The 26,673-nt window shown below is 75.4% G+C and carries 26 protein-coding genes and 1 pseudogene; 15 read left to right on the forward strand and 12 right to left on the reverse strand.

Features of this window, described 5'->3' with window-relative positions; all coding sequences use genetic code 11:
* Window positions 1-46 precede the first annotated feature (46 nt).
* A complete protein-coding gene (locus ACFYO8_RS02645) occupies window positions 47-382 on the reverse strand; it encodes a hypothetical protein (protein ID WP_357708047.1) in 336 nt (111 codons plus the stop codon).
* Window positions 383-605: 223 nt separating this feature from the next.
* Window positions 606-701, reverse strand: a pseudogene (locus tag ACFYO8_RS02650) (hypothetical protein); the annotation flags it as partial.
* A 243-nt stretch (window positions 702-944) separates the two neighbouring features.
* On the opposite strand from ACFYO8_RS02650, the gene ACFYO8_RS02655 reads away from it, so the two are divergent.
* Window positions 945-1,322, forward strand: a complete 378-nt coding sequence (locus ACFYO8_RS02655; RefSeq protein WP_354863604.1) for an anti-sigma factor antagonist — start codon at window positions 945-947, stop codon at window positions 1,320-1,322.
* Between the two features lie 79 nt (window positions 1,323-1,401).
* Here the strand turns inward: ACFYO8_RS02655 and ACFYO8_RS02660 are convergent, their stop codons facing one another.
* On the reverse strand, window positions 1,402-1,770 hold the full coding sequence (locus ACFYO8_RS02660; RefSeq protein WP_120569670.1) for an FKBP-type peptidyl-prolyl cis-trans isomerase: 369 nt from the start codon (window positions 1,768-1,770) through the stop codon (window positions 1,402-1,404).
* A 155-nt stretch (window positions 1,771-1,925) separates the two neighbouring features.
* On the reverse strand, window positions 1,926-2,489 hold the full coding sequence (locus ACFYO8_RS02665; RefSeq protein ID WP_354863601.1) for a hypothetical protein: 564 nt from the start codon (window positions 2,487-2,489) through the stop codon (window positions 1,926-1,928).
* 218 nt (window positions 2,490-2,707) lie between these two features.
* Between ACFYO8_RS02665 and ACFYO8_RS02670 the strand changes: the two genes are divergently transcribed.
* Complete coding sequence (locus tag ACFYO8_RS02670) at window positions 2,708-3,406, forward strand: CBS domain-containing protein (protein WP_354863600.1); 699 nt, start codon at window positions 2,708-2,710, stop codon at window positions 3,404-3,406.
* A 25-nt stretch (window positions 3,407-3,431) separates the two neighbouring features.
* Here the strand turns inward: ACFYO8_RS02670 and ACFYO8_RS02675 are convergent, their stop codons facing one another.
* Together ACFYO8_RS02675 and ACFYO8_RS02680 are read right to left on the reverse strand one after the other, a co-directional pair.
* Entirely contained in the window at window positions 3,432-4,160 is a 729-nt protein-coding gene (locus ACFYO8_RS02675) for a helical backbone metal receptor (protein WP_387256692.1), read from the reverse strand.
* Window positions 4,161-4,182: 22 nt separating this feature from the next.
* Complete coding sequence (locus tag ACFYO8_RS02680; protein WP_387256694.1) at window positions 4,183-5,274, reverse strand: DICT sensory domain-containing protein; 1,092 nt, start codon at window positions 5,272-5,274, stop codon at window positions 4,183-4,185.
* A gap of 106 nt (window positions 5,275-5,380) precedes the next feature.
* Between ACFYO8_RS02680 and ACFYO8_RS02685 the strand changes: the two genes are divergently transcribed.
* Both ACFYO8_RS02685 and ACFYO8_RS02690 read left to right on the forward strand, forming a co-directional pair.
* Window positions 5,381-6,247, forward strand: a complete 867-nt coding sequence (locus tag ACFYO8_RS02685; RefSeq protein ID WP_387256696.1) for a hypothetical protein — start codon at window positions 5,381-5,383, stop codon at window positions 6,245-6,247.
* A 253-nt stretch (window positions 6,248-6,500) separates the two neighbouring features.
* Window positions 6,501-7,736, forward strand: coding sequence for a hypothetical protein (locus tag ACFYO8_RS02690; protein ID WP_357707928.1), 1,236 nt, complete (start codon window positions 6,501-6,503; stop codon window positions 7,734-7,736).
* A gap of 202 nt (window positions 7,737-7,938) precedes the next feature.
* Here ACFYO8_RS02690 and ACFYO8_RS02695 read toward each other — a convergent pair whose 3' ends face one another.
* Window positions 7,939-8,286, reverse strand: coding sequence for an Lsr2 family protein (locus ACFYO8_RS02695; protein ID WP_354863590.1), 348 nt, complete (start codon window positions 8,284-8,286; stop codon window positions 7,939-7,941).
* A 234-nt stretch (window positions 8,287-8,520) separates the two neighbouring features.
* Between ACFYO8_RS02695 and lon the strand changes: the two genes are divergently transcribed.
* The gene (lon, locus tag ACFYO8_RS02700) at window positions 8,521-10,857 is read left to right on the forward strand and encodes an endopeptidase La (RefSeq protein ID WP_387256698.1); all 2,337 of its coding nucleotides are present in this window, start codon (window positions 8,521-8,523) and stop codon (window positions 10,855-10,857) included.
* Between the two features lie 54 nt (window positions 10,858-10,911).
* Here the strand turns inward: lon and ACFYO8_RS02705 are convergent, their stop codons facing one another.
* On the reverse strand, window positions 10,912-12,699 hold the full coding sequence (locus ACFYO8_RS02705; RefSeq protein ID WP_354863586.1) for a DEAD/DEAH box helicase: 1,788 nt from the start codon (window positions 12,697-12,699) through the stop codon (window positions 10,912-10,914).
* A gap of 118 nt (window positions 12,700-12,817) precedes the next feature.
* Window positions 12,818-13,645 (reverse strand): hypothetical protein, encoded by an 828-nt coding sequence (locus ACFYO8_RS02710; RefSeq protein WP_357707924.1) that lies wholly within the window; start codon window positions 13,643-13,645, stop codon window positions 12,818-12,820.
* A gap of 132 nt (window positions 13,646-13,777) precedes the next feature.
* Here ACFYO8_RS02710 and ACFYO8_RS02715 point away from each other — a divergent pair, with 132 nt between their 5' ends.
* The 3 genes from ACFYO8_RS02715 to ACFYO8_RS02725 are packed head-to-tail and all read left to right on the forward strand — an operon-like array spanning window position 13,778 to window position 16,103.
* Window positions 13,778-14,923 carry a histidine kinase gene (locus ACFYO8_RS02715; RefSeq protein WP_354863582.1) on the forward strand — a complete coding sequence of 382 codons (1,146 nt, stop codon included), beginning with the start codon at window positions 13,778-13,780 and terminating at the stop codon, window positions 14,921-14,923.
* The gene (locus tag ACFYO8_RS02720; protein WP_120569680.1) at window positions 14,920-15,525 is read left to right on the forward strand and encodes a response regulator transcription factor; all 606 of its coding nucleotides are present in this window, start codon (window positions 14,920-14,922) and stop codon (window positions 15,523-15,525) included. Before ACFYO8_RS02715 ends, ACFYO8_RS02720 begins: the two co-directional genes overlap by 4 nt.
* 44 nt (window positions 15,526-15,569) lie before the next feature.
* Window positions 15,570-16,103 carry a 2'-5' RNA ligase family protein gene (locus ACFYO8_RS02725; protein WP_354863578.1) on the forward strand — a complete coding sequence of 178 codons (534 nt, stop codon included), beginning with the start codon at window positions 15,570-15,572 and terminating at the stop codon, window positions 16,101-16,103.
* A gap of 125 nt (window positions 16,104-16,228) precedes the next feature.
* Here the strand turns inward: ACFYO8_RS02725 and ACFYO8_RS02730 are convergent, their stop codons facing one another.
* Entirely contained in the window at window positions 16,229-18,424 is a 2,196-nt protein-coding gene (locus ACFYO8_RS02730) for a family 43 glycosylhydrolase (RefSeq protein ID WP_387256700.1), read from the reverse strand.
* Between the two features lie 124 nt (window positions 18,425-18,548).
* On the opposite strand from ACFYO8_RS02730, the gene ACFYO8_RS02735 reads away from it, so the two are divergent.
* The 5 genes from ACFYO8_RS02735 to ACFYO8_RS02755 all read left to right on the forward strand — a co-directional run bounded on the left by ACFYO8_RS02735 (window position 18,549) and on the right by ACFYO8_RS02755 (window position 23,798).
* Window positions 18,549-19,292: a winged helix-turn-helix domain-containing protein gene (locus tag ACFYO8_RS02735; protein ID WP_354863570.1), complete on the forward strand. Its 744-nt coding sequence runs from the start codon at window positions 18,549-18,551 to the stop codon at window positions 19,290-19,292.
* 55 nt (window positions 19,293-19,347) lie between these two features.
* The gene (locus ACFYO8_RS02740) at window positions 19,348-20,331 is read left to right on the forward strand and encodes a cytochrome P450 (RefSeq protein ID WP_387256702.1); all 984 of its coding nucleotides are present in this window, start codon (window positions 19,348-19,350) and stop codon (window positions 20,329-20,331) included.
* Entirely contained in the window at window positions 20,328-21,122 is a 795-nt protein-coding gene (locus ACFYO8_RS02745) for an isocitrate lyase/phosphoenolpyruvate mutase family protein (RefSeq protein ID WP_354863566.1), read from the forward strand. Before ACFYO8_RS02740 ends, ACFYO8_RS02745 begins: the two co-directional genes overlap by 4 nt.
* A 102-nt stretch (window positions 21,123-21,224) precedes the next feature.
* The gene (locus tag ACFYO8_RS02750; protein WP_354863564.1) at window positions 21,225-22,184 is read left to right on the forward strand and encodes a hypothetical protein; all 960 of its coding nucleotides are present in this window, start codon (window positions 21,225-21,227) and stop codon (window positions 22,182-22,184) included.
* Between the two features lie 3 nt (window positions 22,185-22,187).
* The gene (locus ACFYO8_RS02755) at window positions 22,188-23,798 is read left to right on the forward strand and encodes an asparagine synthase-related protein (RefSeq protein WP_354863562.1); all 1,611 of its coding nucleotides are present in this window, start codon (window positions 22,188-22,190) and stop codon (window positions 23,796-23,798) included.
* Window positions 23,799-23,840: 42 nt separating this feature from the next.
* On the opposite strand, the gene ACFYO8_RS02760 is transcribed toward ACFYO8_RS02755, so the two are convergent.
* The gene (locus ACFYO8_RS02760; RefSeq protein ID WP_354863560.1) at window positions 23,841-24,611 is read right to left on the reverse strand and encodes a transglutaminase domain-containing protein; all 771 of its coding nucleotides are present in this window, start codon (window positions 24,609-24,611) and stop codon (window positions 23,841-23,843) included.
* A gap of 64 nt (window positions 24,612-24,675) precedes the next feature.
* Here ACFYO8_RS02760 and ACFYO8_RS02765 point away from each other — a divergent pair, with 64 nt between their 5' ends.
* Both ACFYO8_RS02765 and ACFYO8_RS02770 read left to right on the forward strand, forming a co-directional pair.
* Window positions 24,676-25,149 carry a DUF1203 domain-containing protein gene (locus tag ACFYO8_RS02765; protein WP_354863558.1) on the forward strand — a complete coding sequence of 158 codons (474 nt, stop codon included), beginning with the start codon at window positions 24,676-24,678 and terminating at the stop codon, window positions 25,147-25,149.
* A gap of 48 nt (window positions 25,150-25,197) precedes the next feature.
* Complete coding sequence (locus tag ACFYO8_RS02770) at window positions 25,198-26,190, forward strand: carcinine hydrolase/isopenicillin-N N-acyltransferase family protein (protein ID WP_354863556.1); 993 nt, start codon at window positions 25,198-25,200, stop codon at window positions 26,188-26,190.
* On the opposite strand, the gene ACFYO8_RS02775 is transcribed toward ACFYO8_RS02770, so the two are convergent.
* Window positions 26,169-26,597 carry a hypothetical protein gene (locus ACFYO8_RS02775; RefSeq protein ID WP_354863554.1) on the reverse strand — a complete coding sequence of 143 codons (429 nt, stop codon included), beginning with the start codon at window positions 26,595-26,597 and terminating at the stop codon, window positions 26,169-26,171. The two genes, ACFYO8_RS02770 and ACFYO8_RS02775, sit on opposite strands and share 22 nt — an antisense overlap.
* Window positions 26,598-26,673: the final 76 nt, after the last annotated feature.

The raw sequence follows: 26,673 nt of genomic DNA on the forward strand, positions 1-26,673 counted from the left end.
CGGCCCCGGGGCCGGCTCGCGGACGCGGGCCGGCCCCGCGCCGCGCTCAGTCCAGGTCGACGCGGGCCACCCCGGTCGCGGTCAGGCTGCCCAGCCAGAGGTGACGGCCGTGTTGCCGCACGCCGGTGACCATCGGGTACGCCCCGCTCGGGCCGTGCAGCGTACGCAGCACCCGGCCCTTGCCGTCGACCAGCGCGACCAGCCCGTAGCGGCGCGGCTGCGGCTGGACCGCGTCGGGCAGCAGGGCCACGATCTGCCGGACCCGGGGATGCGGCAGCAGCCGTTCCATGGCCCGCAGCCGAGGGCTCGGCAACGCGACCCAGTAGGTGCCGTCGCCGACGCCGGAGACGTTGTCCGGATACGCGGGCAGGTCGGTGAGCACTGTGGCCCGCCCGGCCGGCCGGGTCGACCCGCAGCAGCCCTCGGTACGCGTCGCAGACCAGCAACCCGCCGTCGACCGGATCCCGCTCGATGCCCAGCGGCCGGCCGCCGGTCTCGGCCAGCAGGGTGGGCGGCGTGCCGGGCGGGGAGTCGGCCGGCCACCACCAGAGCCGGCCGTCCTCGTCGCCGCTGACCACCCGGCCGTCGCCGTCGACCACGACGTCCTCCGGGCCGTGCCCGCCGGCCGGCAGCGGCAGCAGGTCGGCCCGGTCGAGACGGGTGTCGGCGGGCGCCCAGGCGCCGGTGAGCGGCGGCGGCACGGTCGCCGGCTCGCGGACCGGCCGGATCAGCAGGGCGCACGGAGGCGGGGGACGGCCATCGGCTCATTGTGGCCCGGCGGCGCCCCGCGCGGCAGCCCTCGACGGCGTTTCGCCCTGGCCCGGGGGTGTGGCGGGGGACTGCGGGATGACCCTGAGACGGCTCGGGGTCGGGTCCCGGACAGTACCCGGAACCACCGGCCGCGAGGTCGGGAAATGTCGGTGGGGGCGGGTAGGTTTGGCCGCATGGAACACAGCGGTGAGCGCTTCCACGTGGTGACTGACGTGCACGATCACATGGTCGAGCTGCGTCCGGTCGGCGAGATCGACATCGCCTCCGTGGCGGCGTTCCGGGCGGCGCTCTGGGCGGCCCCCGCCCGGCCGGTGCTGCGGGTCGACCTGTCCGGTGTGCGGCTGCTCTCCGCCGCCGGGGTGCGCGCGCTGGTCGCCACCCACCTGCGGGTGCGGGCCCGCGGTGGCGAGCTGGTGCTCACCGACCCCGACCCGGTGGTGGCCCGGGTGCTGCGGGTGACCGGCCTGCACCGGGTGCTTCCGGTGCGCTGCTCCGACCGCGCGCCGGCCCTGGCCGGCCACACCCGCGAGCTGGTGGCCTGCGCGGCCTGAACGGGCGCGCAGCCGGCCTGAGCGCGGCGCCGGGCCGCCGGCGCGGAAGCCGGCAGCCCGACGCCGGACGGCGCCGCGTTCAGCGCACGCCGAGCAGGTCCACCACGAAGACGAGCGTCTCGTTCGGCTTGATGACGCCGCCCGCGCCCCGGGCGCCGTAGCCCAGGTGCGGCGGGATGGTGAGCCGGCGGCGGCCGCCCACCTTCATGCCCACGACGCCCTGGTCCCAGCCGGCGATGACCTGGCCGCCGCCGAGCGGGAACTCGAACGTCTCGCCCCGGTTCCACGAGGCGTCGAACTCACGGCCGTTCGAGTGGGCCACGCCCACGTAGTGCACGCTCACCAGTTGGCCCGGGCGGGCCTCCGGGCCGTCGCCGACGGTGATGTCCTCGACCACCAGATCGGCGGGCGGGGCGCCCTCGATCGGGCCGACCTCGGGCTTGTCCATGAACGGTCTCCTCGGATGCTGACGGTGTGGTCACCGTCGATCCTGCCGGATCGCGACCGGCCGATACGCGCCGGTCCCCGCACACCGGCGTGGCGGGGACGACGAGAGAGGGCGGACGCCGCCTGCCGGCGACGCCCGCCCCGGGGCGGGCTGGTTCACTTCAGCCAGGGCAGACGCTGGACCAGGGGGAGCTTCGCCCAGATCCGGCCGAGGCCGAGGGTGTTGCCGGCGCCCACCAGGGCCAGGCCGGCCAGCAGGCCCGCGTAGATGAGGTGGTCGTCCATGAAGGGGTTGTTCGCCGGGGGCAGCACGGCCGTCCACATCAGGACCAGGAGCAGTCCACCGGCGACGGCGGCGAGCCGGATGCCGATGCCGAGCATGAGCGCGACACCGATGCCGAGCAGGCCGAGCATGAACATCCAGTCCGCCCAGGCCGCGCCGGCCAGGTTCTGGTAGAAGTTCGCGAACGGTCCCTCGACGGCGTGGCCCAGGAAGCCCTTGGTCGGGCTGCCGCCGTTGATCCAGGCGCCCTTCGCCGGGGTCTCGTGGCCGAGGCCGAACATCTTGTCGAGGAAGGCCCAGAGGAACACCCAGCCGAGGGCGAGCCGCAGACCGGCCCACACGTACCGGGTGGCCTTCTGGCGGGTGGTCTCGATGGGCGTCGCCGGAGCGGTGGTGACGGCGGGAGTCCGCTCGATTGTCGCGGTCATGGTGTCCACGTCCCTTCCTGTGCCTCGCACCGCGCTTCCCGGTGGCACATTCATTCCACCGCCACGCCAGATCCGGCAGCAGGGCCGAGCGGTGCCCTCGTGACCAGGCCATTGGTCCCGTCCCTACCCGGTCCGGTCGGCCCGTCACGGCCGGTCCGGCGCCCCTGAACAGGGCGTACGCCGGCCGCCTACCGTCGCAGGTGAAAGCCCGGCACGAGGAGGTCGTGATGAGGACGTGGCAGGTGACCGACGTGATGACCAGGGACGTCGCCACTGTGACGGAGGAGACGCCGTACCGCGAGGTCGTCGACGTGCTGGTCCGGCAGCGGATCAGCGGCGTGCCGGTGGTGGACTCGTTCCGCCGGGTGCTGGGGGTGATCTCCGAGGCGGACCTGCTGCACAAGGTGGAGCGGTCCGGCCACCAGGACGAGCGGCGGGTCTTCGAGGGACGGCGCCGCCGTGCCGCGCGGGAGAAGGCGGGCGCGCTGGTGGCCCGGGACCTGATGACGGCGCCGGCGGTCACCACCCACGAGCGGGCCTCGCTCGCGGCGACTGCCCGGCTGATGGACCACGAGGCGGTCAAACGGCTCCCCGTGCTGGACGACCTGGGCCGGCTCGCCGGCATCGTCACCCGCGGTGACCTGCTGCGTGTGCACCTGCGCACCGACGCGGAGATCCGCGAGGAGGTGGTGCACGAGGTGCTGCGCCGGGTGCTGTCGGTCCGCGACGGCCTGGTCACGGTTCAGGTCCGCGGCGGCGAGGTCACCATGGACGGACGGCTGGACCGGCGCAGCGCCGTCGAGCTGGCCGGCCGGCTCGCCGCGCAGGTCGCCGGCGTGGTCGCGGTGCACAACACGATCGGGTACGACACGGACGACACCACGCTGATGGAGCTGGACCCGGTGCACGCCACCCCGGTCGCCTGAGCGCCGCCACCGGAGGCCCCGCCGGTCAGGTGGGGCCCTCGGTGGCACCCGCGAGCTGGGCGGCGAGCAGCGCCGGGGCCCCGGCCAGCGAGGGGCCGTACCAGGTGAGGTGCCGGCCGGACACCAGCGCCGCCGGCACTCCGGGGAACGCCTCCGGCCCGTCGTCGGCCGTGAACCGGTACGGCTCGTCGGGCAGCACCACCAGCTCCGGCGCGCGGGCGCGCAGCTCGTCCAGGCTCGGCCGGGGATAGCGTTCCGGGTCGTCCGCCCAGCCGTTACGGACGCCGAGCCGGGCCAGCACGTCCCCGGCGAACGTGTCCCGCCCCAGCACCACCCACGGACGCCGCCACACCGGCACCACAGCGGTGCGGACGCGCCCCGGCGCGGGCAGCGCGGCCCAGGCGCGGCGGGCCTCCCGCAGCCAGTGCGGCTCGTCCGGCTCGCCCAGCGCGACGGCCAGCTCACCGAGCTGGTTGAGGGCCTCCGGCACGGTACGCGGGAAGGTGACCCGCACCGGCACCCCGGCCGCGCGCAGCGCCTCGGCGTCGGCCAGCCGGTTCTCCTCCTCGTTGAGCAGCACCAGATCCGGCTCCAGCGCGAGTACCCGGTCCAGGTCCGGGTACTTCGTGCCGCCGACCCGGGCGACGTCCAGCCCGGCCGGGTGGGTGCACCAGTCGGTCGCCCCCACCAGCACCTCCGGGCGGGTGGCCGCGACCGCCTCGGTCAGCGACGGCACCAGCGACACCACCCGCACCGCGCGTCCTTTCCTCGTACCGTCAGCGGGCCGGCTCGGCCACGGCATCGGCGTTCTCCGGCGGCAGGCCCGCCACCGGCACGCCCTTGCGGGCCGCCCAGTCGACTGCGGCGCGCAGGTCCGCCGTCGGCAGCGGCCGCCGGGTGGTCACCCCGACCGCCGCGTGCACGATGTACGCCATGAACGGGTACGACCGGGCCAGCGCGCCGATCGCGTCGTGCAGCCGGCGTACCACCTCCAGCGCGGCCGGTTCGTCGAGCCCGGGCAGGAGGAGCTGGAACTCGTTCTCGGTGACGCGCACCGCGCGGTCGACCGGCCGCAGCGCGGCGGTGATCGCGGTGAGCACGGCGTGCCCCTCGCGGGCGACGCCGCGGCGGCCGAAGCGTTCCGGCGAGCCGGGCGGGGCGTCCACCCGCAGGCCGACGAGCGCCACCGGCAGCGTGCCGGAGGCGGTCACCCCGTCCGCGCCCGACCACCGGGCGAGGCCGGGCTCGTCAAGCATCGTCTCGGCCGGCAGGACCTCCCGGTTGTTCCGGTCGCCGCGGCGGGCCAGCAGCCGCAGCGCCGCCTCGGAGCGCGGTTCGCCAGGACCGGCCGGGATGTCCCGCACCCGGGCGATCGCCTCGTCCAGCGCGGCGCGTGCCGCGGCGGGCAGCCGCTCGGCGAGCTGTTCGCGCAGCCGGATCGTCTCGTGCAGCGCCTCGTCGCGGCGGAAACCCCAGCGCCCTTCGAACAGCCGGCCGGACTCCAGCGTCGGCGCGGGCGCCACCTCGGCCTTGTCGTGCGCGACGACGGTGGCGCCGAACCGGGGGCTCAGCGCCACCACCGTCCACTCCCGGGCCAGTGCCTCGGCCTCGTCCAGCGCCACGCCGTAGGCACCCTCGGGCAGGTCGGAGGGCGGTCCGCCGACCGTCGCCACCACCGTCGCGGCGGCGCGGCCGGCGATGCGCCGGTAGACCTCGCGCTCCCGGGCGAAGTACGGCAGCCGCTGGAACAGCGCGAGCACGACGAGCGGGCCGTCCTCGGCCTCGGCTAGCGCCGCGCGTTCGATGGCGTGGGAGACGGCGACGAGGCTGCGTTTGGTGAACTGTTCCGGGGTCCGTCCGCTGTGCACGGGCAGAGCCTAGAGGGACGGGGGCGGCAGCGCACCGGTCGACCGGACCGGCTGCGCCGCACCGCCTACACTCGGGCGTCGACCGGACGAGGGAGATCGGGGCGAGATGACGAGCACAGGCGGCGTGACCGCCTCCTGGCTGCGGCCGATCCCGTCCGGCGTCGCGCCGTACCTGGCCCGTGCCGGCCACCTCGGCCACGCCGGGCGGCGGCTCGGCGAACTGGTGCAGGGCCGACCGCCCGGCGTCACCGGCAGCCAGTGGAGCGCCGCCGGACGGGCGTCGCTCGATGTGGTGGTCTGCGCCGCCGACACCGGGCTGCCGCGCTTCGCGGTGCGGTTCACCGCGCCCGTCCCCGACGGATCGCCCGCCCGGCGGGCCGAACGGCTGACCGACGCGGTCTGCGCCGCCGTCGGCCTGCCGCTGCTGCGCGTCGAGTCGCCGACGCTGGGCGGCGCGGAGCAGGTCCGCCGGTTCGTCGAGTACGTGCTGGACGCGCGCGCCTACGGCGACGGCACCGACCCGGACGCCGGCGAGGCGGTCGGCTTCCGGGACATCGTCGGCCGGCTGCCGGACGGCCGGCGCGGACCGGTGAACGACCTCGGCGCACTGGCCCGGGCCGAGGCGGTCGAGGCGTACGTGGCGGGCCGGCTCGCCGACCCGATCGTGCGCGGCCTGCACGCGCGCTGGACCGGCGGTCCGGCGGAGGGCTGGGCCTGGGTCGAGGTGCGGCCCGGTCACTGCCTGCTGGAGCGGGTCCGGCTGACCGCGCGCGGCCTGGACTGCGGCGTCGACCCGGGGCGGCTCGCCGAGGACCTGGCCGTGGTGGCGCTGGGGGAGCGGCTGCGTGACCTCGGCGGCGGCGCGCCGACCCTGCTGGAGCGCGCCGAACTGCTGGGGCGGATACGCGCGCTGGCCGCCCGGCGGGACTCCTTCGACGGCGGGTTCGCCTTCGACCACCTCTGCGCCGACTGACACCGCCCGCGCCACCGGGCACGGCGACTTTCGATTTTTCCGATCTCCGGTTGAACCTTCGCCGACGGCGCTCCGTACCTCATCGGGAATGGACGCAGATCTTCCCGCCGCGCCCGGACGGCGCGGAGACGGTGCGGAAAGGGCATCGTCGGCCATTGACGCGCGACCCAGCGTCGCAGTGATCTCACACCCCGAATTCGTCGGCCCGCCGGGATCACCAGTCAACTACCGGATCGAGAAGGAGAGCAATTCGATGCGCAGGTCCACACGGGCGCGCCGGTCATCCGGTAACGCGCGGAGCAAGCGGATGCTGGCGGTGGTCGGCACGCTCGCGGTCTTCGGCGGCATCGTCGCCGTCACCCAGATCTCGTCCGCCCAGGACCGGCGGACGACCACCCGCGCCGCCTCGGCGTCCTGCGTGCCCGCGAGCCCGGGGGCGACCGCCCCGGACGGCCAGGGCAGCACCACCCGTACCTGGCAGAACGGCCGTTGGGTCCGCAACCACTGGGGTGACGGTCAGATGTCGCCGGCCGAGTGCCAGCAGACCACCGCCGGCGGCGCCGGCGCGGGCACGCCGACGGTGGCCTGCCCGGATGTCCGGGGCCGGCTGCCGCAGGTGCCCGGCCAGGCCCGGGCCGAGGTGGACCGCACCCTGGCGCTGCTGGAGAGCCAGATCGCCGAGGCGAACCGGCGGCTCGCCGCGGAGGGCCGCAACGGGGGCGAGTTCATCGACAACGCGATCCTCGGCCCGCTGGCGGACAAGCGGACCGCGGCGCTCAACCGGATCGCCACCGCGATCGGCCGGGTAGCCCAGCGCCCGCAGGGTCTGGACCAGTTCGCCCGGTGCGCGGTGAGCGACACCCCGGGCACCGGCGGCCAGAACGGCGGCGGCCAGAACGGCGGTGGCCAGAACGGCGGTGGCCAGAACAACGGCGGCAACAACGGCCTGAACGTGCTCGCCAAGGACTGCTCCGGCAGCCGGCTTCAGGCTCACGACGGTTTCCAGAACGGCAACCGCTGCGTGAGCACCGCGTTCGGTGAGGTGGGCGCCGCGGCGAACAACCCGTCGCTGCTGATCACGCAGTTCCCGAACCAGGTGCGGCGCAACCAGCCGTTCACGCTGCGGGTGACCACCAAGAACCTGGTGCGGGACCGCTTCCTCGCCGCCGGCCAGGGCGGCTACTACCTGGAGAGCTCGCTGCTGAACGGCCAGGGTCTGGTACGCGGCCACTTCCACACCGCCTGCCGGATGCTGGGCAGCACCCGCCAGCCCCCGAACCCGCAGGACGTGCCGGCGTTCTTCGTCGCCACCGAGGACGGCCGGGGCGGCAACCAGCCGGACGACGTGCTGATCCAGATTCCGGGCCTGGCGCAGTCGGGCCTGGCGCAGTGCGCGGTCTGGGCCGGTGACGGCTCGCACCGCATCCCGATGATGGAGCGGGCGAACCAGACCCCGGCCATCGACGTGGTGCGCATCCGGGTCAACTGAGCGGACGAACGGCCGCGGCCGTCCGGGGACTCCCTCGGGCGGCCGCGGCCGTTCCCGCGGAAGGGCACGGTGGGAGGTGCCCCGGAGGAAATTTTATGCCGGCGGTATCCGGCCGGACGAAAAACATCGACGACAGAAAGTCGCTCGGGGCCACGCCGATTTCTCAGCGTGACCCCGCGGTTGCCCGACGATGAGCCGGGGCTCAGCGGTTCTTGTACGCCTCGACCACCGACACCGGGATGCGCCCGCGCTCGGAAATCTCGAACCCGTTCTTGGCGGCCCATTCCCGGATGGCGCGGTTCTGCTCGCGATCCATTCCGGATGTGCTCGGCCGGGTCGCGCGACGGGCACCGCGGGTGATCTCGACCCCGCCTCGGCTGATTCGCCTGCCAGCGCTGATGTACGGATCCAGGGCCTTACGCAGGACGCCCGCGTTCTCGTCGGAGACGTCGATCGTGTACGCCACGCCGTCCAGGCTGAACTCGACGGTCCGATCGGCCTTTCCGCCGTCGAGGTCGTCGGTCAGAACGGTGATTACTTTCCTAGCCATCGCCATTACTCCCTGTGTCGGGCGGGGTGTGGCTAAGAGTTTGACCTACCGCGCGGTAATTCCGCAACAATAGCCGGTCGTTTCCATTCGTCGGGTCGCGCTAAACGGCGCCGCGATTGGGTGCCCGGCCCGCGAGCGCGACCCTCGTGCGTGGCCTGGGTCACAACCCGGAACAAGGGGCACGTTTTGTTACTTGAGCCAGACACGCTCAACCAACGTGATGGCAGGTGTTCGATGGCAACTCTTCCGGTACTTCCGCTGACCGACGCCGTCCTTCTGCCCGGGATGGTCATCCCGGTGACCCTCGACCCGACCACCCAGGCCGCCGTCGACGCGGCCCGTGCCACCGGCGACAAGGAACTCCTGGCCGTGCCCCGCATCGACGGCGAGTACGGCTCCGTCGGCGTGGTCGCGACGATCGAGAAGGTGGGCCGGCTGCCCAGCGGCGAACCCGCGGCGGTCGTCCGCGGCCTCGCCCGCGCCCGCATCGGCTCCGGCGTGCCCGGTCCCGGCGCCGCACTCTGGGTCGAGGCGACCGCACTCGACGAGCCCGCCCCGGCGGGCCGCGCCCGGGAACTCGCCCGCGAGTACCGCGCGCTCATGACGTCGGTGCTGCAACAGCGCGGCGCCTGGCAGGTGATCGACGCGATGGAGCGGATGACCGACCTGTCCGAGCTGGCCGACTCGGCCGGCTACGCGCCCTGGCTCAGCCTGACGCAGAAGACCGAGCTGCTCGCCGCCCCGGACGTCACCGCCCGGCTGGAACTGCTGGTCGGCTGGGTGCGGGAACACCTGGCCGAGCAGGAGGTCACCGAGCAGATCACCAGCGACGTCCGCGAAGGGCTGGAGAAGTCCCAGCGCGAGTTCCTGCTCCGCCAGCAGCTCGCCGCGATCCGCAAGGAACTCGGCGAGGACGAGCCGGACGGCTCCGCCGGCTACCGGTCCCGGGTGGAGGCCGCCGACCTGCCGGAGAAGGTGCGCGAGGCGGCGCTGCGCGAGGTCGGCAAACTGGAGCGGGCCAGCGACGCCTCACCCGAGGCGGGCTGGATCCGTACCTGGCTGGACACCGTCCTGGAAATGCCGTGGAACACGCGTACCCAGGACAACACGGACCTGGCCGCGGCGCGGGCCGTGCTCGACGCCGACCACGCCGGCCTGGCCGACGTGAAGGACCGCATCCTGGAGTACCTCGCGGTGCGCAACCGGCGCGCCGAGCGCAACCTCGGCGTGGTCGGCGGACGCGGCTCCGGCGCGGTGCTGGCCCTCGCCGGCCCGCCCGGTGTCGGCAAGACCAGCCTCGGCGAGTCGGTCGCCCGGGCGCTGGGCCGCAACTTCGTCCGCGTGTCCCTCGGCGGGGTCCGGGACGAGGCGGAGATCCGCGGCCACCGGCGCACCTACGTCGGCGCGCTGCCCGGCCGGATCGTGCGGGCGCTGCGCGAGGCCGGGTCGATGAACCCGGTCGTGCTGCTCGACGAGGTCGACAAGCTGGCTGCCGGCTACTCCGGCGACCCGGCGGCGGCCCTGCTGGAGGTGCTCGACCCGGCGCAGAACCACACGTTCCGCGACCACTACCTGGAGGTCGACCTCGACCTGTCCGACGTGCTGTTCCTGGCCACCGCCAACGTGGTCGAGGCGATCCCCGGCCCGCTGCTGGACCGGATGGAACTGGTCGCGCTGGACGGCTACACCGAGGACGAGAAGGTCGCCATCGCCCGCGACCACCTGCTGCCCCGGCAGCGGGAACGGGCCGGGCTGACCGCCGATGAGGTCACCGTCGCCGATGAGGCGCTGGCGTTGATCGCGGGCGAGTACACCCGGGAGGCGGGCGTCCGGCAGCTCGAACGGGCCCTGGCGAAGATCCTGCGCAAGGTGGCCGTGGCGCTCGCCGGCGACCCCGCGCCGGCGCACGTCAACGCCGGGAACCTGGCCCGCTACCTGGGCCGGCCGAAGTTCACCCCGGAGTCGGCCGAGCGCACCGCCGTGCCCGGCGTGGCGACCGGGCTGGCCGTCACCGGCGCCGGCGGCGACGTGCTGTTCATCGAGGCCACCACCATGGAGGGCGAGCCGGGGCTGACACTCACCGGCCAGCTCGGCGACGTGATGAAGGAGTCCGCGCACATCGCGTGGTCGTACCTGCGGTCGAACGGCCGGCGCTACGGGCTGGACCCGAACGCGCTGGCCGGGCGGCGGATCCACCTGCACGTCCCGGCGGGCGCGGTGCCCAAGGACGGCCCGAGCGCCGGCATCACCATGGTCACCGCGCTGGCGTCCCTGGTGACCGGCCGGCCGGTGCGGCCCGAGTTCGGGATGACCGGCGAGGTGACGCTCTCCGGCCGGGTGCTGCCGATCGGCGGGGTGAAGCAGAAGCTGCTCGCCGCGCACCGGGCCGGCCTCACCGAGGTGATCATCCCGAAGCGTAACGAGCCGGATCTGGACGACCTGCCGGCCGAGGTGCGGGAGGCGCTGACCGTGCACACCCTGTCCGACGTGGCGGACGTGCTCGCGCTGGCGCTGCGCCCGGCCGAGATCGGCACGGAGTCAGTGGACGGCCCGGCGCTCGCCGCCGCCTGAGCGCCGCCGACGCCCCGGTCACCGTACGCACGGTGGCCGGGGCGCGGTCGGCCGTCAGTGGCGGTCGCGCCGCTCGTAGGCCCGGTCGCGGCGCTCGCCGCCGCCGTCCCGGTCGCGGCGCTCGCCGCCGCCGCCGTCGCCGTCCCGGTCGCGGCGGATCGTCGCCTTGCGTCCCTTGATGGTGGTGCCGCGCAGCGCGGCGATCACCTCGTCGGCCACCGGCTGCGGCACCTCGACCAGGGAGAACCGGTCGGCGATCTCGATCGAGCCGATGTCCCGGCCGTTGACCCGGGTCTCCCCGGTGATCGCGCCGACCAGGTCCTGCGGCCGTACCCCGGCCCGCCGGCCCAGCCCGATGAAGACCTGCGTGGTGCCGCCGGTACGCGGGCGGCCCGGACCCCGGCGGTCGCCCCGCCCGCCGGCCTCCGGCCGGCCCTCGCGCGGGCCCCGGACCGGCACCTGCGGGATCTCCTCCTCGTCGTCCGAGCCCGGCGAGGTCGCCTCGTGCGCCAGCTTCACCGCCGCCAGGGCCACCTCGACCAGGTCGAACTCGTCGGTCAGCGACTCCACGATCACCCGGTACGGGTCGAGGTCGTCCTCCAGCAGGCTCTCCCGCAGCGCGGCCTGGGTCAGCTCCAGACGCCGGGTACGCATGTCCGCCACCGTGGGGATCTTGTCGATGGCGATGCGCTGCCCGGTGACCCGCTCGATGGTCTTGAGCATCCGGTGCTCACGCGGCTCGGCGAGCGTGATCGCCACACCCTCCCGCCCGGCCCGGCCCACCCGGCCGATCCGGTGCACGTACGACTCCGGAGCGGACGGGACGTCGTAGTTGACGACGTGGGTGAGCTGCTCGACGTCCAGACCCCGGGCGGCCACGTCGGTGGCCACGAGCAGGTCCGCCGTGCCGGACCGCAGCCGGCCCATCACCCGGTCCCGCTGCTCCTGGCTCATCCCGCCGTGCAGCGCCTCGGCCCGGTAGCCCCGGCCGTTCATCGTCTCGGTGAGCCGGTCCACCTCCTCCCGGCTGCGGCAGAACACGATCGCCGCGGTGGGCGACTCCACGTCCAGCACCCGGCCCAGCGCGGCCGGCTTGTGCCCCCGGGCCACGATGTAGGCGCTCTGCCGCACCCGGGGAGCCTCCCCGGCGACCGGCCGCTCCCGCTCGATCCGGATACGGACCGGGTCGGTCAGGTGCTGCCGGGCCAGCCCGTCGATGCGGGCCGGCATGGTTGCCGAGAAGAGCACTGTCTGCCGGCCGGCCGGGGCGTGCTCCAGGATCGCCTCGATGTCCTCGGCGAAGCCCATGTCGAGCATCTCGTCGGCCTCGTCCAGCACCACCGTGGTCAGCGCGCCCAGCCGCAGCGTGCCCCGGGCGATGTGGTCCAGGGCCCGTCCCGGCGTCGCCACCACCACGTCCACCCCGTGGTCGAGCGCGCGCAACTGCCGGCCGATCGGCTGCCCGCCGTAGATCGGCAGCACCCGGGCGCCCAGGTCCTTGCCGTAGCGGTGGAACGCCTCGGAGACCTGCACGGCCAGCTCCCGGGTCGGCACCAGCACCAGCGACACCGGGTCGCCCTCGGCCCGCCCCACCGGCATCCGCTGCAACAGCGGCAGCGCGAACGCGGCGGTCTTGCCCGTGCCGGTGGCCGCCTGGCCCAGCAGGTCCTGCCCGGCCAGCAACGGGGGGATGGCCTCCCGCTGGATGGGCGTCGGTTCCTCGTAGCCGAGTGCGGACAGCGCGCCGAGCAACTCGGTGCGCAGCCCGAGATCGGCGAAGGCGAAGGTGTCCTCGGCGTCGGCGGGAACGGCGGGCTCGGTCGGGGTCGGTGCGGCGGTCATGCGACAAGTTTTTCATCACCGCCGAGCGGCGGTCACGGCGACCGGGGCAAACGTTCGCCGCGCCACCCGCGCGCCGCCCTCTCCGGGTGATCCGGCGCGGCCCCGTGCCCCCGCCGGATCACCGGGACAGGACGGCCAGCAGCGTGGTCAGGCCCACACCGACGTCGAACACCGCGCACCACAGCGCGTACCCGCGCGGCACCACCGCGCCGGCACGGTGGTGCCAGGCGTCCCAGGCCGCGTGGGCGAGCCAGCCCACCCCGACGAGCACGCCCGCGACCTCGGCGGACGCCGTCATCGCCACGACCGCGAGGCCGCTCCACACGGCCGCCCCGGCGAGCTGCACGGCCAGCGCGCCCCGGTCGCCCCACCGCCGCCGCCAGGTGCCGATCAGCAGGTAGCCGGCCGGCAGGACCAGCAGCGTCCACGGCGCGAAGACGGTGGGCGCGAACCACATGTCCACGGTCAGGAGCAACGCCAGTCCGGCCGGCCAATTGCGCGCCACGGCCGCGGCGACCGGGTGCCGGCGCGACGGCACGGCCGGCGTGTGGCGGTGTCGCAGCGCCACCAGCAGCATCGCCGGCACCATCAGCAGGTGACCGCCCAGCAGCAGCGTGTCGTCCCCGATCGACCCGGCCCACCAGGGCGGGAGCAGCAGCAGGAACGGCACGTACATGGCCGCCGACATCTCCGCGGCGGCGGCCCGGCCGTCCCCCCGGTACCACATCCACGCGGCCATGCCCGCCGCCATGTTCGTCGCCATCACCAGCGCGCCCACGTCCGGCCGCGCCAGCACCGCCGCGCCGTCCAGCAGGCTCCCGCCCACCCGCCACAGCGGCCCGAGCAGCACCATCCCGGCCACCATCGCCACCACCATCCCGGCCAGGTGCCGGGTCCGCGCCCACCCGGCCCACCGCCGGGGTACGACCACAGTCATGTCCGTCATGCCCCGACCCTGCCGCCGCCCGGCGTACCGCAGAAGGCGCATCCGTCATCGGGAAACCGTGCGGATCGCACGGTCCGGCCGTGACATCTCCCAGGGGTGGACGGGCCGGCGCACGCCCTAGGATCGGCCGGCATGAGCGTCGATTCCGCCGACCACCGGCTGCGCCGGGCCCGGCGGGTCACCCTGCTGTCGCTGGCCGCGAACGTGTGGACCACGGTGCTGCTGCCCGCCGTGGGCCTGGCCCGCGAACCCGACCCGGTACGCGTCGCGCTCGGCGCGGCCGGGCTGCTCGCGTTCACCGTCGCCCAGATCGCGGTGCTGCACGCCGCCGTCACGCCGTGGCTGTCCGTACCGGCCCGCCGCCGCCGGAACGCCGCGCTGACCGTGGCGGCGCTGCTCAGCCTGCCGCTGCTCGGCCCGGTCGCGGCCGGCTCCTGGCCCACCTGGGCGTGGCTCGGGGCGTCCCTGGTCGGCATGACGCCGCTGCTGTTCCGGCCCGCCGTCGCGGCGGTGGCTGCGGCCGGCGTCCTCGCGGTGTCCGCCGCCGTCACCTGGTCGACGAGTGGGCCGGTGCCCACTGCGCTGCTGGTCACCGGCGTCGTGGGCGCCGGGATCGCCGCGCTCACCTGGGTGCAGGTCTGGTTCTGGGACCTGCTCGTCGAGGCCCGGCAGGGGCAGGCCGCCCAGGCGCGGCTCGCCGCGGCCGAGGAACGGCTGCGCTTCGCCCGGGACGTACACGATCTGCTCGGCCACGACCTCACGGTGATCGCGCTCAAGGCCGAGCTGGCGGAGCGGCTGGCGCCGCGCGACGCCGCCCGGGCCGCCCGGGAGGCGGCGGAGGCCCGGCGGCTGGCCGGCTCGGCGCTGACCCGGGTACGGGCGGCGGTGCACGGCTACCGCGCCGTCGACCTGGCCGAGCAGGCCGCCGCGGTGGGGGAGGTGCTGCGCTCCAGCGGCGTACGCACGACTGTGGTCCCGCCGGCCGGTGAGGTGCCCGCGCCGGTCGCCGCCGACCTGGCCGCGGTGCTGCGCGAGGCCGGGACGAACGTGCTGCGGCACAGCCGGGCGGGCTGGTGCCGGATCGAGATCACCCGGGAGGACGGCGTCGTGACGCTGACCGTACGCAACGACGGCGTCCGGGACGACGACGGCCCGGACCGGCTCAGCGGCGGCCTGCGCGGCCTGGCCGACCGGCTCGCCCCGGCCGGCGGCCGGGTCCGGGCCGACGCCGCCGACGGCGTGTTCACCCTGGTCGCGACAGTGCCGGTGACGCCGTGATCCGGGTGCTGCTGGCCGACGACGAGGAGCTGATCCGGCTCGCCCTGGCCGCGCTGCTCGACCTGGAACCGGACATCGAGGTGGTCGCGCACGCCCACGACGGGCGCAGTGCCCTGGACGCGGCGCTGGCCCACCGCCCGGACGTGGCCGTGCTCGACCTGGAGATGCCGCCACCCGGCGGCGTCGAGGTCGCCGCCGAGCTGACCCGAGCGCTGCCCGGCTGCGCCCCGGTGATCCTCACCGGACACGGCCGCCCCGCCCAGCTCCGGCCGGCGCTCACCGCCGGGGTACGCGGGTTCCTCGCCAAGGGCGCCCCCGGCGGCGCGCTGGCCGATGTCATCCGCCGGGTGCACTCCGGCGCCCGCTACGTCGATCCCGCGCTGGCGGCCGACGCGCTCACGCTGCCCGAGTGCCCGCTGACGCCGCGCGAGCTGGAGACGCTGCGGCTGGCCGAGCTGGGCACCCCGGTCGCGGTGATCGCCCGGCGGACCCATCTGGCCGCCGGAACGGTCCGCAACCACCTGAGCGCCTGTGTGCAGAAGCTCGGCGCCGCCGACCGGGCGGAGGCGGTACGGCGGGCTCGCGAGGCCGGCTGGCTCTGACGGACGGGGCGTCGCGGTCGGCTGACGCCGACTAGCCTGATCAGGTGCGGACGGTCGAACTGCTCTGCTCACCCGAGCTGGAAGCGGCGGTTCGCGCTGCCTGGGACCGGCTCGCCGCCGCCGGGCTGCCCAGCCTGGCCCGCAACACGCACCCGACGAACCGGCCGCACCTGACGCTCGCCTCGGTCGAGGAGTTCCCGCCCGGCGCCGAGCAGCGCCTGGCCGACCTCTGCGACGCGGCGCTCCCGCTGCCGGTACGGCTGGGCCGGGTGGCGGTGCTCGACAGCAGCGCGCCGCTGGTGTGGCTGGTCCGGCCGACCCCGCAGCTCGTCGCGCTGCACGGCGCGGTCTGGGACGTGCTCGCCGAGGCGTCCGGCGGGCACTCGTGGCACCTGCCCGGCCGGTGGGTGCCGCACCTGAGCCTGGCGTTGCGCTTCGGCGCGGCGGACCGGCGCCGGGCCCGGGCGGTTGCCGGGGCACACCCGCCGGCCGGGTCGTTCGTGGCGGCGCGCAGCTACGACGGCGACACCCGCACGGTCAGCGAGCTGAGCACCGCCTCCCCGCGTGCCGGCGGCTGAGCGTGACGACGTACCTGGCGCTGGTGCAGGAGGACGACTGGTCCCTGGCGGCCCGGCGAGTCCGACTGAGCGGCCCTCGCCCGCTGTGTGGGGCCAGGGCCGCAACGGCTGTGGGTCCCTGCGGATCAGCGGTGGAAGCGCAGGTAGTCGAACTCCGCGGTTACGGCCGGTGTCGCGCCGCCGTGCGCCACCAGGCCGATCCGGGGCGTCGTGCCGGCCGGGAACGTCCACACCGCGCCCCACGTCCAGTGCCTCCCGTCGTGGCTGGACCCGGCGCGAAACTCGTGCTCTCCGTCGACCGGGTCGATCCGGTGGGCCAGCCGTAGCCAGGTGGTGGTGCCGGGGGTGCCGACGATGCTGCCGCCGTACACGGGTTGCCCGGCGAAGGGCAGTTCGTAGCCGTACTCGACCTGCCGGGTGTTCCAGATCGCCACCTGGGTCAGCCGGGCGAACCGGTCGTCGTCGACGTACGCGACCAGCCCCGCCTGCTGGTAGTTGCGCACGCTGTCCTCGCCCAGGTCGAGCGTCACCTTCGTCTCGGCGACGTAGTTCCCGGCCGGCGCGTCGCGCAGCAGCACCCCCGCGGTGTTGCCGGTGCCGGACAGGTCGGCGTCCTGCACCGGCCAGCGCAGCGCGCCGCCGGACACGGTGGCGGCCGGGTCCTGGCGTACCCACCGCCAGGCCGGGTCGAGCCCGCCGGTGAACTCGTCGGAGAAGCCGCACAGCACCGGGCCGACGCGCGGGTCGGGGACGGTGTGCCGCGCCGGCCGGTACAGCCGGGCGACGCTGACGTTGTCGAACTCGGCCGGGCCGCCGTCGGCGCGCACGGACAGCTCACCGGCGCCGGGGCGGGGGAGCCGTGCCGTCACCCGGGCCACCGGGTCACCGAGACGGGACGGGCTGAGCGTGACGACGAGCTGCCGCCCGCGTACCTCGACGGCGAGATTGTGCCGGTCGCGCAGGTCGAGGCCGGCGGGCAGCGCGGTGGTCGCGGCGCCGGCGCTGAGCCGGCCGCGCCCCACGCGGACGTCGACGCCACCCAGCCGCAGCCCGGCGGTGGCCGCGCCGGTCAGCCGCAGGTCGGTCTCCACCCGCAGGTCACCGCCGATGCGGGTACGCGAGGTGAGCGTGCCGCTGCCGGTCAGCACCCCGCCGGTGGCCTTCCAGCGGCCGTGCCCGGCCCGCCAGCCGCGCAGGTCTCCGGTGGCGAATCGGGCGTCGATCGGCCCGGTGGTGACCGGCGCGGGCCGGGCGGTGTCGGAGGGGCCGGCGCCCGCGTTCACAGTGGGCCATCCGTCGATCCAGTCGAGCCGGTCCAGCAGCATCGGCCGCTCGTTGACGCCGAACGGCTCGTCCAGGTACGGGTCGGCGCGGTCGATCGCGTGGTAGGCGATCCAGTCCTGCCCGGACAGGTCGGCGAGGACCGCGTTGTGGCCGGTGCCGATCCAGCGGTTGCCGTTCTGGGTGAGCACCGGCGTGCCGCCGGCCCGGGACACGTCGAGGCGCTGCCCGTCCCGGTCGGTGAACGGGCCGCGTGGGTCACGGGACCGGCCGACCTGGACGGAGTAGCCGGTGGCCGGGCCGGCGCAGCAGTTCGCGGTGGAGGCGAACAGGTAGTACCAGCCGTCGCGGCGCAGCACGTACGCGCCCTCGAACTTGTTGTCGATCGCGACGGGCGTCGGCGTGCCGACCGCGCGCAGCCCGTCCGGGGACAGCTCGGTGACCGAGATGCCGCCGTAGTAGCTGCCGTAGTAGAGCCAGTGCCGGCCGTCGGCGCCGGTGAGCTGGCTCGGGTCGATCGTCCACAGGTAACCGCCGCCCCCGCCCGGTCGCGGCGCGACCACAGGCGTGTCGGCGAACGTCCACGGGCCGGCCGGGCTCGGCGCGGTGGCCACGCCGACGGCGGTGTCGAACGTGTCGTCGGAGACGGTGGTGTCGGTGACCGTCACGTACATGACCCACCGGCCGGCCACCCGTCGCACGTCCGGGGCCCAGAACGCGGCGCCGGGCGCGGCGTAGGCGGGCCGCTGGTCCGGGGCGAACGCGTCGCCGACGTAGGCCCAGTCGACCAGGTCGGCGGAACGCGCGATCGGCACCCGGTGGGTGCGGCCCTCGCCTTCGCGCAGCGGGTCGGAGGTGCCGAAGGCGTACCAGAGTCCGTCGTCGCCGCGCACCACGACCGGGTCGGCGAAGGTGTCGGCGAACCCGGCGGAGACCGGGTTGCGGTAGCGGTCGGGCCCGGCGGCGGATGCGGGGGGCGCGCCGGCGAGCAGAAGCGTGAGTACGGCGGCGAGCGCGCCACCGCGGCGGAGGTGTCCCATCGGGCCTGCCCTCGGGGATAGACGGAGGTGCGGTGCCACCGTTTCTACAACGTTGGAGAGAGTGCTGTAAAGGACCCGGCACCGTTCGGCGCGGCCCGAACCGTGCCCGTGTCAGCATGGGCCGATGACCACCGGTGCCGACGGCCGCGGACTCGCCGGGTTCGCCGCGCTGCTCGCCGACCCCACCCGGGCCGGCTTCTGCCTGGCCCTGCTCGACGGCCGTGCCTGGACCGCCGGGGAACTGGCCCGTGCCGCCGGGGTCGCCCCGTCCACCGCGAGCGACCACCTCACCCGGCTGGTGGCCGGCGGCCTGCTCGTCGAGCAGCGGCAGGGCCGCCACCGGTACGTCCGCCTCGCCGACCCGGGCGTCGCCCAGCTCGTCGAGGACCTGGCCGCGCGGGCGCCCGCCCCGGCCGTCCCGCCCCGCACGTTGCGCGCCGCGTCGGCCGGCGCCGCCCTGGCGTACGCCCGCACCTGCTACGACCACCTGGCCGGACGGCTCGGCGTGCTGCTGCACGACGCCCTGCTCGCCCGAGGCGTGCTCGACCGTTCCGGCGGCCTGGCGCTGACCGGCGAAGGAGTCTCCTGGCTGGCCGGCCTGGGCGTGCCGGTGGAACCGCTGCGCGCCGCCCGGCGACCCCTCGTACGTGACTGCCTGGACTGGACCGAGCGGCGCCCGCACCTGGCCGGGACGCTCGGGGCGGCCCTGTGCGGGCGCTTCTTCGACCTCGGCTGGACGACGCGGGGCGCCGGGCGGGCGGTGCGGCTCACCGCCGCCGGGCGGGACGCGCTGGCCGAGGCGCTCGCGCTCGACCCGGCGCTGCTGGCCCCGCCCGCCTCCCGGGACACCGGCCCGGCGCGCGCCTGAACCAGCGCCGGATCGTTCGGCCGGGACCGAACTGTCCGCGCCATACGGTCGGGCGATGGATCTACCGATGATCACGGCTGCTCCGGGCACACCGCCCTGCGGACCGCCGGCGCGCGACGACGACGGCTGGGTGGTCACCCGGCACGCCGACGTCGTCGCCGCCCTGACCGACCCCCGCTGCGTGGTGCCGGCGGCGCCGACCGGAGCGGCGGGCACGCTGGCCTGGCTGCGCGGCACGGTGAGCCGGTTCAGCCCACCTGATCGGCACGCCGCGCGCCGCGCCCTCGGGACGGCCGCGCTGGACCCCCTCGACCCGTCGGACCTGAGCCTCGCCGCCGCGCGGCTGACCGGGCAGATCCTCGACGGCGTGTCGCGCGGGGACGTCGTGGACGTGACGGGCGGGCTGGCTCGGCGCGTACCCCTCGAGGTGCTGGCGGGGCAGCTCGGCCTGGCCGACCCGGCGGCGGCCGTCGCGCAGGTGTGCGCGGTGGCCGCCGCCTACCACCCGGGCGCGGGCCCGGCGGCGGTCTCGCGGGCGGACCGGGCGGTGGAGGCGCTGCTGGCGATGTCCCCACCCGCTCCGGCCGAGACGACCGCGAACCGCCTGGGGCTGCTGGTGCAGGCCGCCGACGCCACCGCCGGGCTGATCGGCGCGGCCGTCCGGCACGGGCTCGCCGCGCCGCCCCGGCTCGGGACCGACACGCTGCTCGCCGAGGTGCTGCGCCTCGATCCGCCGGTACGGGTCACCCGCCGGGTCACCACTGAGGCGCTGAGCCTGGGCGGCCAGGCGGTACGGGCGGGGGAGCGGCTGCTGCTCCGGTTCGACGCCGCGAACCGCGACCCGGCCGTCTTCCCGGAGGCCGACCGGTTCCGCACCGATCCCACGGGTGCGGCGCTGACCTTCGGCGCCGGTCCCCGCGCCTGCCCGGGGCAGCGGCACGCGCTCGCCCTTGCCGCCGGTGTGGTCGGCGTGCTGCGCCGGCGTTGCCGCGCGACCGAAGCATTCCCGTCCGACCGGCTGGAGGTGACCCCGCGATGACCGACCGGTACCGCGCGTTCCGTGAGCTGCACCGGCCCGGCGACCCGCTGCTGCTGCCGAACGCCTGGGACCACGCGTCCGCCGCGGCGCTCGCCGACCGGGGATTCCCGGCGATCGGCACGACGAGCCTGGGCGTCGCGGCGGCCGCCGGCCGGCCCGACGCGGTCCGCGCGACCCGGGCCGAGACGCTGGAGCTGGCGTACCGGCTGCGGGGCCTGCCGGCGCTGCTGACGGTGGACGTCGAGGACGGCTTCCACGACGAGCCGGCGGAGGTGGCGCGCTACGTCGGCGAGCTGGCCGCGCTCGGCGTGGTCGGCGTGAACCTGGAGGACGGCCGCCCGGACGGGCTCCTGGCCCCGGCCGAGCACGTCGCCGCCGTGATCGCGGCGGTCCGCGCCGCCGTGCCGAGGATGTTCGTCAACGCCCGTACCGACGCCTGGTGGCTGGACCTGCCGTCGCCGCTGGCGGAGGCGCGGCGGCGGGCGGCGGTGTTCCGGGCGGCCGGCGCGGACTGCCTGTTCGTGCCGGGCGCACCCGACGACGTGGTCGGCGTGCTCGCCGCCGGGGCCGGGTTGCCGGTGAACGTGCTGTACCGGCCGGGCGGCCCGGACCCGGCCGCCCTGGGCCGGCTCGGGGTGGCCCGGGTCAGCACGGGCTCGCTGCTGTTCCGGGCGGCCCTCGGCGCGGCGCTGCACCTGGCCGACGCGATCGGCGCGGGACGCGATCCCGGCCTGCCGCCTCCGCCCGGGTACGCGCAGGTGCAGGAGCTGGCCCTGCGGACCGCCACCTGATCGGGCACTTCGGGAGAGATGGGGCGATTGACGCCCCCTCGGCTCATTACGGTGTGTGCAGGCAGAATCACGCCGTGTGCTGACCGAGAGGGGACGGAGACCATGCGAGTGCCCAGCCGCAGCCCCGGTCGCCAGCCCGGTCCCACAGTCACACCCACCGCCCCCGCCCGACGGGTGCCCGCCGGTGGCCGGCACGCCGGCGCGACGCCGGACCTGGCCGCCTACCGGGCGGCGGTGGCGGACCTCCTGGTCGAGGTGGGCGCGCTCGCCGACGCGCCGTCCGCCACCGCCCGCCAGGTGTTGCTCGACCAGCGGCTGCGTGAGCCGGCGATCGCCGCCGTCCTCGACGCCACCCCGCAGGGCCTGATCGGCGCCCGGGAGACGCTGCTGCTGGAGATGGCCCGCTACCAGCCCAACGCGCGCAGCTCCGCGCAGGATCTCACCGCGCTGGTGCGGATCTACCTGCTCTCCCGCGTCGACGTGCTCTGGTGGCGGGACAGCCCGACGTTCCTCACCGACGACCAGGTGCGCGCCAGCACCGAACTGGTCGACCTGGAGTGGTTGCGCCGCCGCGGCCTGCTCGAATTCCGCTACCGGGAGCAGGCCGCCACGGTGGTGGGACGCGGGCTGCGGGCGGTCCGGCGGCGGCTGCGCCCGGACGTCGCCCCGCGTACCGCCGGCCTGCTGTTCCGCCGGGCCCGCCGCGAGATGATCGGATTCCTCAACGACCTGGCCCGGGAGTTCACGGCGATCGCACCGGACGGCACGCCGCCGCTCTGGGTGACCAGCCTGGCCCGCAGCGCCGAGCACCAGTACCGGCTGCGCCGCCTCGGGTACGCGGCGATGGTGCCCAGCGGGCACTGCCTCGGCTGGGCCGCCGACGTCGAACTGGAGTGGTACGACCGCTTCGGCGCCCGTCCCGCGCTCGCCGGGCTGCTGCTGGCCCGCCAGGACGCGGGCGAGGTGAACGTGGTCGACGAGGGACAGGCGTGGCACGTGTGTCTCGCCCCGGCCGCCCGCCGCCGGTACCGGCGCGCGTACGAGGCCGAGATGGGGGTGTGACCGGTGTGCGGCATCGCGCTGAGCATCGGCCCCGACGCGGACCCGGCCACCTTCCGGCGGATGCTCGCCGCGCTCGCGCCGCGCGGTGAGGTCACCGAGACCCGGCAGGAGAACGGTCTGCTCGCCGGCGTACGACGGCTGAAGATCGTGGACCGGGACCGGTCCGTCCAGCCGTGGATGTCACCGGACGAGCGGCACCTGCTCTGCTTCAACGGCGAGATCTTCAACCACCACGAGCTGCGCGCCGAACTGACCCGGCTCGGGCACGGGTTCCGCACCGCGGGCGACACCGAGGTGGTGCTCGCCGCGTTCCGCCAGTGGGGCGGGAACGCCGTACGCCGGCTGCGCGGCGAGTACGCCTTCGTGATCGTCGAGCGGGACACCGGCCGGGCGTACCTGGCCCGCGACCCGCTCGGGGTCAAGCCGCTGTACTGGTCCCGCCTGCCCGGCTGCCTGCACCTCGCCTCCGAGGTCAAGGCCCTGGTCGGGCACGGGGCGCCGATCGGCGAGGTGGCGCCCGGCCACCACGGCTGGGTCGAGCCCGGCCGTCCGGTCCGGCTGGGCCCGCACGTCGACCTGCTCACCCTCGGCGACGGCCTGCCCGTGATCGACGACCCGGAGGAGGCGGCCCTGCTGGTCCGCGTCGCGCTCACCGACGCGATGCGCGCCCGGCTGGACACCGACCTCACCGTCGGCGTGGTGCTCTCCGGCGGCCTGGACAGCTCGCTGGCGCTGCTGCACGCCCGGGAACTGCACCCGGACTGCGTGGCGGTCACCATCGGCGTGCCGGAGAGCCCGGACGTCGCGTACGCCCGGCGGCTCGCCACCGACCTCGGCGTACCGCACGAGGTGATCGAGCTGCGCCCGCGCGACATCCGGCTCGCCGACGTCCGCGAGGCGATCCGGATCTCCGAGCTGACCGAGTACGGCGACATCATCAACGCGGTCGTCTCGGTGCCGATCTTCCGGCGGCTGCGCGAGCTGGGCGTACGGGTGGTACTCACCGGCGACGGCTCGGACGAGCTGTTCGGCGGCTACCCGATGTACCACCGGGTCGGGCCGGAGCGGTCCCGAAGGCTGTTCCTTCACAAGATCCGTAACCTGTGCCGGACCGAGCTGCAACGGGTGGACCGGGCCAGCATGGCGCACGGGGTGGAGGCGCGGGTGCCGTTCCTCGACCTCAGCGTCGTCGAGCTGGCCATGCGGCTGCCGCTGGGCCTGAAACTGCGCGACGGGCAGGAGAAGTGGATCGTCCGGCGGGCCTTCGCCGATCTGCTGCCCGCGTACGTCCGGCAGCGGCCGAAGAACCCGATGTCGTACTCCTCCGGGCTGCACGAGCGGGCCCGCCTCTACAAGCCGCTGTTCGCCCGCCTGCACCGCTCCTTCGGCTACGACCTGCTGGAACCGGTCCGGCGGGACTTCGACAGCGTGCTCACCCGGTGCGGCAACGACCTCGACCGTGCCATCGCCGAGGGCATGGCCCGGCCCGACTACACGGTGCTCGAACACGCCCGGGACCTGGTCGGCGCGGCCCGCTGGAACGCCGCGCCGATGGTCCGGCGGCTGGTCAACCCGCGCCGCACCCGAGGTGACGAGGCGCCCCTGCCCGGGTGAGCCCGTGTGGCCCCGGTGGCCGCAGCACCGGTCGCCGGTGGGTCAGCGCCGCAGGTCCACGTCGGCGGCCACGCCGGAGACCGGGTCCATGCAGTGCACTGTCGGGCCCGGACGCAACCGGGGGTCCGAGGCGTACCGGTGGGTCAGCTCCCGCCCGGCGGCGGCGTCGCCGCGGTCGGCGGCCACCAGCAGCGCGGCGACCTCGTCGACCAGCGTGAGATCGACGCCGGTCAGATCCTCGGTCATCGCCCCGAACTCGTCCCAGAGCAGCACCTCGTCCTTGTACCGGTGGGCCAACTCCAGCAGCACGTAGTCGTGGATGAGCCAGTCGCCCCGGATCGGCAGCGACGGGTCCACGCCGTAGGTGTCCGGGTCGATCCGGCCCGCCCGGTACGCCAGCCACACCCGGGCCGCCGACTCGAAGTGCCCCGCCTCCGGGTCGATGTCGTAGCCGTCGACCGGCCGGTCACCGGCCGGGTCCAGCTCCGGATCGGACCAGACCCAGCGTTCGCCGTCCCACCACTCGGCGAGCACGTGGTCGTGGTGCCAGCCGGGCACGAAGTAGCTCACGAACCCGACCCGGCTGCGCGCCGGGATGCCGTGCTGGCGCAGCGTCGCGACGGTGAGCAGCGTGTGGTCCCGGCAGCAGCCGGCGACCCGCTCGGCGGCCGGGCGCTCGGCGGCCAGCGGCAGCGGGAACCGGGACTGGTCGGCGTCGAGGATGCGGTCCAGCCAGCGCAGGTTCACCTCGGCCCGGCGGGCGTCCGGCAGCTCCACACCACCGGCAGGTGCCCGCTCGGCGCGCAATTTCACGGTGCCCGAACGCCAGGTCCGATCACCGCCAGCGCCGCGCCCGGGGCCGCGCCAGGCTGGGACCGTGACGACCACCCGTACCGCATTCCGGATCCACCCGCTGCCCGCCGGGACGCTCGCCGAGCTGCGCCGCACCGGCCGCGACGCCACCGGGCAGCCGCCCGAGCACCGGCGCGCCACCGGCGGCGAGCCGCTGCGTTGCTGCCTGCGCGACGCCCGGCCCGACGAGGAGCTGCTGCTGTTCGGGTACGCCCCGCCGCTGCCGCCGAGCCCGTACCGCGAGGTGGGGCCGGTGTTCGCGCACGCCACCGGCTGCGCCGGCCCGGACGACGTGACGGCGTACCCGTCCCGGTGGCGCGGACGCGAGCAGGTGCTGCGCGCGTACGACAGCCGGGGCCGCATCGTGGGCGGACGGCGACACGACGGCGGCGACCCGGAGGCGGTGATCGCGGAGCTGTTCGCCGACCCGGCGGTGGACCTGCTGCACAGCCGCAACGTCGTGTACGGCTGCTGGATGTTCGCTGTCGTGCGGAGCTGACCTGGTCCCGGATGGACATCGGCGGACGCCTCTTCTAGCGTCGCTGTCATGCGGAGGACCATCATCGCCGGCGGGCTCGCGCTGCTCCTGCTCGGCACGGCCTGCGGGGAGAGCCGCCGGTCCGACCCGCCGGCCGCGGCTGGCTCGCCGACCGCCTCACGGCAGGATCCGGGGCAGGTCGAACGGACGCTGGCCAGCCTCCGCAAGATCGACGATCTGCCGATGTACGAGATGACGTACGACGGCGACTACGACCCGGCCGCCGGGCTGGCCGGGTCGACGCCGCCGAGCCCGTTCGGTTGCTCGCTGTTCGCCGCCCTGGCCGACCGCGACCGGCCGCTGTTCGCCCGCAACTTCGACTGGGAGCCGAACCCCGCACTGGTGCTGCGCACCGACCCGCCGGACGGGTACGCCTCCATCTCCCTCGTCGACATCTCCTACCTGGGCGTGGCCGCCGACCCGACGGGCGACCGCCGGCTGCTGGACGCGCCGCTGCTGCCGTTCGACGGGATGAACGAGCGGGGCCTCGCGGTCGGGCTGGCCGCCGACGACGGCGCACGCGCCGAGCCGGTGCCCGGACTGCCGAAGGTGGGCTCGGTGCGCATCCTGCGCCTGGTGCTCGACTCGGCCGCCACCGTGGACGAGGCGGTCGCCGTGTTCCGGCGCTACAACCTCGACTTCGACGGCGGGCCGCCGCTGCACTACCTGCTCGCCGACGCGACGGGCACGTCGGCGGTGGTGGAGTTCGTCGACGGGAAGATGACAGTGGACCGGCGACAGGGCCCGTGGCAGGCGCTCACCAATGTGCCCGCTGTCGGGGTGCCGGACCGGGAGCTGCGCCAGGACCGTAGGTACGGGCTCCTGGCGAAGGAACTGGACCGCACCGGCGGGGTGGTCGACGCGGCCGGGGCGCTGCGGCTGCTGAACGCGGTACGCCAGTCGCACACCCGCTGGTCGGTGACGTACGGGCTGCGCAGCGGCGAGGTGCGGGTGGTGACCGCCGGTGGCGGCACCCGCGACTACCGCCTGCCGATGAGCTGATCCGGGCCGGGTGGACCGCTGCGGCCGAGGTCGTCGCCGCTGATCACGAGGCAGCCCAGCACATCGGCGAGCACGGTCCGCTGAACCGGTGTCAGGGTGTTCACGAAGACGGCCGCGTCGACGCCGGCCTCCCGGCACGCCTCGGCGATCTCGCGGAGCCTGCCGTGCGTCAGCAGCGTCCGGCGGGAGAACGGCCGGGACATCCGGGCAGCACCGCCGGGACGCGCGTGCCACCGGTCGGAGACGCCTCGGCGTTGCACGAACCGGCCCACCACCCGGGCGCCGCGTTCCTCAGCCACGGCGGCGAGCCGGTCGAGGCGGGCCTCGTAGTCCTTGTCCTTGGCCGGGAAGAGCCCGACGAGCACGACGTCGGCGCCGTCGAGCGGGTCGCTCACGTACCGCTTCACGCAGACAGGATGGCCCGCGGCGGCCGGTGCGGCCAGGGGTTTCCGGGCCCACGCACGCACCGGGCCCGGCGTCCCC

The organism is Micromonospora sp. NPDC005257, from assembly GCF_042872445.1.
GTDB lineage: Bacteria > Actinomycetota > Actinomycetes > Mycobacteriales > Micromonosporaceae > Micromonospora.

What these genes read in the sequence shown, in the direction of transcription:
- ACFYO8_RS02655 (WP_354863604.1), top strand. Translation starts at nt 945, where the DNA reads ATGGAACACAGCGGTGAGCGCTTCCACGTGGTGACTGACGTGCACGAT.
- ACFYO8_RS02660 (WP_120569670.1), bottom strand. Translation starts at nt 1,770, where the DNA reads ATGGACAAGCCCGAGGTCGGCCCGATCGAGGGCGCCCCGCCCGCCGAT.
- ACFYO8_RS02670 (WP_354863600.1), top strand. Translation starts at nt 2,708, where the DNA reads ATGAGGACGTGGCAGGTGACCGACGTGATGACCAGGGACGTCGCCACT.
- ACFYO8_RS02685 (WP_387256696.1), top strand. Translation starts at nt 5,381, where the DNA reads ATGACGAGCACAGGCGGCGTGACCGCCTCCTGGCTGCGGCCGATCCCG.
- ACFYO8_RS02690 (WP_357707928.1), top strand. Translation starts at nt 6,501, where the DNA reads ATGCGCAGGTCCACACGGGCGCGCCGGTCATCCGGTAACGCGCGGAGC.
- ACFYO8_RS02695 (WP_354863590.1), bottom strand. Translation starts at nt 8,286, where the DNA reads ATGGCTAGGAAAGTAATCACCGTTCTGACCGACGACCTCGACGGCGGA.
- lon (WP_387256698.1), top strand. Translation starts at nt 8,521, where the DNA reads ATGGCAACTCTTCCGGTACTTCCGCTGACCGACGCCGTCCTTCTGCCC.
- ACFYO8_RS02705 (WP_354863586.1), bottom strand. Translation starts at nt 12,699, where the DNA reads ATGACCGCCGCACCGACCCCGACCGAGCCCGCCGTTCCCGCCGACGCC.
- ACFYO8_RS02710 (WP_357707924.1), bottom strand. Translation starts at nt 13,645, where the DNA reads ATGACGGACATGACTGTGGTCGTACCCCGGCGGTGGGCCGGGTGGGCG.
- ACFYO8_RS02715 (WP_354863582.1), top strand. Translation starts at nt 13,778, where the DNA reads ATGAGCGTCGATTCCGCCGACCACCGGCTGCGCCGGGCCCGGCGGGTC.
- ACFYO8_RS02730 (WP_387256700.1), bottom strand. Translation starts at nt 18,424, where the DNA reads ATGGGACACCTCCGCCGCGGTGGCGCGCTCGCCGCCGTACTCACGCTT.
- ACFYO8_RS02735 (WP_354863570.1), top strand. Translation starts at nt 18,549, where the DNA reads ATGACCACCGGTGCCGACGGCCGCGGACTCGCCGGGTTCGCCGCGCTG.
- ACFYO8_RS02740 (WP_387256702.1), top strand. Translation starts at nt 19,348, where the DNA reads ATGGATCTACCGATGATCACGGCTGCTCCGGGCACACCGCCCTGCGGA.
- ACFYO8_RS02745 (WP_354863566.1), top strand. Translation starts at nt 20,328, where the DNA reads ATGACCGACCGGTACCGCGCGTTCCGTGAGCTGCACCGGCCCGGCGAC.
- ACFYO8_RS02750 (WP_354863564.1), top strand. Translation starts at nt 21,225, where the DNA reads ATGCGAGTGCCCAGCCGCAGCCCCGGTCGCCAGCCCGGTCCCACAGTC.
- ACFYO8_RS02770 (WP_354863556.1), top strand. Translation starts at nt 25,198, where the DNA reads ATGCGGAGGACCATCATCGCCGGCGGGCTCGCGCTGCTCCTGCTCGGC.